The organism is Rubripirellula obstinata (assembly GCF_001642955.1).
GTDB lineage: Bacteria > Planctomycetota > Planctomycetia > Pirellulales > Pirellulaceae > Rubripirellula > Rubripirellula obstinata.
Window position 1 is genome coordinate 1 of the sequence record NZ_LWSK01000228.1, and the last position, 3,608, is coordinate 3,608.

Consider the following 3,608-nt stretch of genomic DNA (forward strand, 5'->3'; position numbering starts at 1 on the left):
AAACCGGAGGCGGCAACCGCGAGTCCGATGGTCATCGCTTTTGGTCCGGTTCCGTATCGAGCGACTACGGGTGGCGTTGGCATGGCAGCATGGTTCTAGTCGAGCGAATTTCAGTCGGATAACGGTACGCATCACCGGGCCGGGACGGTTGATCTTCCATCTGTGAAAACGCGCAAGCCCGGCTCCGGTGCATGCGATGGTTATCCGCCGAGTTGGTCTATTTCGTCTTTGGTAGATCACCGAAGTCGTCCACGAGGGAGTGTGATTCACCGGTTTCGTGATCCCACCAGTACACCGCATGCTGAAGGGTATCGGGGTGGTCATCCATCGGCTTAAGGATAAGCGAGTCGCCACCGCCGTTCTCGCCAATCACGACGGCATCAGGTGGAAAGCCGTATGAGTTCGCTCTGGCACTGGCCGTTTCGCGGTCGACGCTGCTGCATGTCCGTGCAATTCTTTTTCGGTCAGAAGAGTCGAGGATGTGAAATAAGGACCAGTGGTCTACCGACGAGATAACGGTACCGCCGTTAAGCGTTGCCATCGAGGTCGCGTATGACGCGGGAAATCGCACCCCGAGTTTCTGTTCGGTTGCAACGATCCATTTCGAGTCAACAGGGAAGGACATAATAAGCTCGGAATTCAGTCGGATAACGTCCGACATCACCGGGTCGGGACGGTTGATGTTCCATTTGGAAACGACCGCAAGCCCGACTCCGGTGCATGTCATGGTTATCCGCCATCTGGTGCGACGCGTTGAAGTTCGGATACCAACAGGTAATGATCCGACCCCTCTCGTTGGATAATCGCGGATTCGGACGTTACAAAGTGTGGTGTGTGAAAGATGTAGTCGATGCGAAGTGAGATCGGCAACGGCCGGGTGGGCCAAGACCATGTCGGTTGGGTATCGGCGTCATCGTGAATTGATGCGAAAGAGTCAATCATGCCATGTTGCGTCAACGTCTTGGGCGCGACGAACGTCGAGATGCTATTGAAGTCGCCGACGACAATGGTCGGACGCCTTACGTCGATCGCACCTGTGATCGCAGCGATTTCAATTTCGTGTTTGGCCTCGGTTCTGGAGAGTTCGTTCATAACCGCGGTAATCCGATCGCCGCGTTGCAGCACGACGGGCGACAGGTGTACGTTGACGACGTGGATTGCCGTGCCACCGACAGAAATGGTCGTCGAATAGAATCCGAACAGCCCAGCGTCCGGAGGTGTGAATTTTGGATTGGACAAGGGAGTTTTTGACGCGAACGCAAAGCGTTCTGCAGCGTATTTACCGGCGTGTCCGGCAGAGATGAAGTGAGGGAAATCGACAGACAGCTTTTCTCGCAGGAATCGCTCTGATTGTAAGGTAGTCTCTTGAAAGCAGATCAGGTCAGGCTTCGCGGTGGAGATTGCGTCAAGAACTTGGTCTCCGTGGCGATTGTTCCAATTCAGGTTGTACGTCGCAATACGAAACGATTCGGCCAACACGGTTGAGCATTGGATTGCGAGAATCGTCAGTAGTATCGCGAGTGTCTTCATTTCAGTCGGATAACGTCCGGCATCACCGGGCGGGGACGGTTGATGTTCCATTTGTGAAAACGCGCAAGCCCCGCTCCGGTGCATGCCATGGTTATCCGCCGTTTTGGGGTCGCAAGGGGTCGATAGTGATGGTCAGTTGATCGTTGACCGAGACGACGACCGATGCCAAACCGTCGAAGGCGACATCCGACGAGCCGGTTGCCGTCGCGCCTGATGAAGGCGTAAACGTCCATTTTAGCCGATACGAGTCAGCGGCGTCGTTGGCCTTCAGGAATCGCCAGTCAATAGTGGCGTTCCAGTCGGTGGCTTGTGGGTCGCCGTAGTGAAATCCGGCGAAGAATTGCCCATCGTCAGTAAGTACATGGCTCGTTCCCGTTGCGGAGTCAGCGGACCCGACGTGCGCGAAAACGACACCGGCATGTTGCGGCAGCGACGAACCACCGCCGCAACCAACGAAAGCAAGCGTGACGACGCCAAGTAAAACGCGGGTTGAGTTGCTCATGATTTCAGTCGGATAACGGTATGCATCACCGAGGTGGCGGGATTTGACGTGCAAGCAGAGAGAAAAGCGTGCGGCCGCCACTCCGGTGCATGCAATGGTTATCCGCAAAACACCATTACGATGCCGTCCGTCAGCGCGGACTTCGTCCACGTGGGTGGTAATCACCGCGCGTAGATTGTAGCAAGGAAAGGTCGGTCAAGCAAGTTTCGGCAGGTAGGGTTAAATCGAGCAACCGAAGACAGGCGTTGGTTGATGCCACGCAGTGCATCCGGCACGTCAGCATTGATTGAGCATTGGAATTCAGGCGTCGGTTGATGCCCCGCAGGGCGGTCGGCACTTTGGTGTCGGTCGAGCAATGGGGCAAAGCGGTATTGGTCGTGCGTTGGTTGTGCCCCGCAGGGCGCGAGGCGGGCATCAAGTGTCCGCAGCTCAGTCGGATAACGGTATGCATCACCGAGGTGGCGGGATTTGACGTGCAAGCAGAGAGGAAAGCGTGCGGCCGCCACTCCGGTGCATGCAATGGTTATCCGCAAAACACCGTCGCGATGCGAGCCGTCAGCACGGACTTCGTCCCTATGGGCGACAAGCACCAGTTTCAAATCGTAGCAAAGTTTCGTTGGTCAAGCAAGTTTCGGCGAGGAGCGGCAAATCGAGCAGCCGAAGACAGGCGGTTGTTCTTGCCGCGCAGTGCATCCGGCACGCCGGCGTTGTTCGAGCGTTGGAAGTTAGGCGTTGGTTGATGCCCCGCAGGGCAGTCGGCACTTCGGTCAAAGTTAAGCGTTGGGGGCAAAACGGCTTTGGCGGTCATGTTGTACGCGTCGGTTGTGCCCCGCATGGCGCGAGGCGGGCAGCAGGTGTCCGCGGCTCAGTCGGATAACGGCCGGGATCACCGGGTACGGAGAGAAAAGTCAACCATCACGGAAAATCTCGCAAGCCGTACTCCGGTGCATCCCATGGTTATCCGCCGTTTTGGGTCGAGCATAGCTACCACCAGGTGCGTTCAATGATAGCGAGGTTCTGCGTCGAGTCCACCCACAGGTTAGAAGCGTATTCGCGGTTACCACCGCGGTAAGAATTCGAGTCGGCAAATACATACGTTGAAGAAACGTTTGGAAGCGGAAACCAGTCGATCGAATCGGGCATCGTTTCGGTGAATGTCGCGACGTCAGTATCGGCAGGAAGTGGCGAAAGGCCGAATGTTTTGACAACCAACTGCAAGGCAGTTTCATCATCGAAGCGGAATGATGCAAGGTAAAGAGGGTCGATGCCTGGGTCGTGCACATATTTGTTTACCCAAGTGATGCCGTTGCCGTCCGGTAGTTTTTCCCAAGGAGCGAATCCTTCGCGATTCGGGTTTAGCAGCGGAAAGCTGCAACCAACAGCAGCAAAGGCGAGAATCGCTAGCACACGGATAGGTTTCATTGCGATTTCAGTCGGATAACGGTATGCATCACCGAGGTGGCGGGATTTGACGTGCAAGCAGAGAGAAAAGTGTGCGGCCGCCACTCCGGTGCATGCAATGGTTATCCGCAATGCACCGTTGCGATGCGGTCCGTCGGCGCGGACTTCGTCCACG

The 3,608-nt window shown here is 56.1% G+C and carries 5 protein-coding genes; all 5 read right to left on the reverse strand.

Annotation, left to right across the window (positions count from 1 at the left end; all coding sequences use genetic code 11):
* Positions 1-217: 217 nt before the first annotated feature.
* Positions 218-727: an SMI1/KNR4 family protein gene (locus tag RC85_RS25185; protein WP_200836869.1), complete on the reverse strand. Its 510-nt coding sequence runs from the start codon at positions 725-727 to the stop codon at positions 218-220.
* 2 nt (positions 728-729) lie between these two features.
* Positions 730-1,581 (reverse strand): endonuclease/exonuclease/phosphatase family protein, encoded by an 852-nt coding sequence (locus RC85_RS25190; RefSeq protein WP_160148256.1) that lies wholly within the window; start codon positions 1,579-1,581, stop codon positions 730-732.
* Between the two features lie 40 nt (positions 1,582-1,621).
* Positions 1,622-2,197, reverse strand: coding sequence for a hypothetical protein (locus RC85_RS25195; protein WP_149753248.1), 576 nt, complete (start codon positions 2,195-2,197; stop codon positions 1,622-1,624).
* A complete protein-coding gene (locus RC85_RS27940; protein ID WP_162273283.1) occupies positions 2,194-2,622 on the reverse strand; it encodes a hypothetical protein in 429 nt (142 codons plus the stop codon). The genes RC85_RS25195 and RC85_RS27940 overlap by 4 nt, the downstream gene beginning before the upstream one ends.
* Positions 2,623-3,016: 394 nt before the next feature.
* Positions 3,017-3,608, reverse strand: a 592-nt coding sequence (locus RC85_RS25205) for a hypothetical protein (RefSeq protein ID WP_162273284.1), incomplete at its 5' end; no start/stop codon positions are given.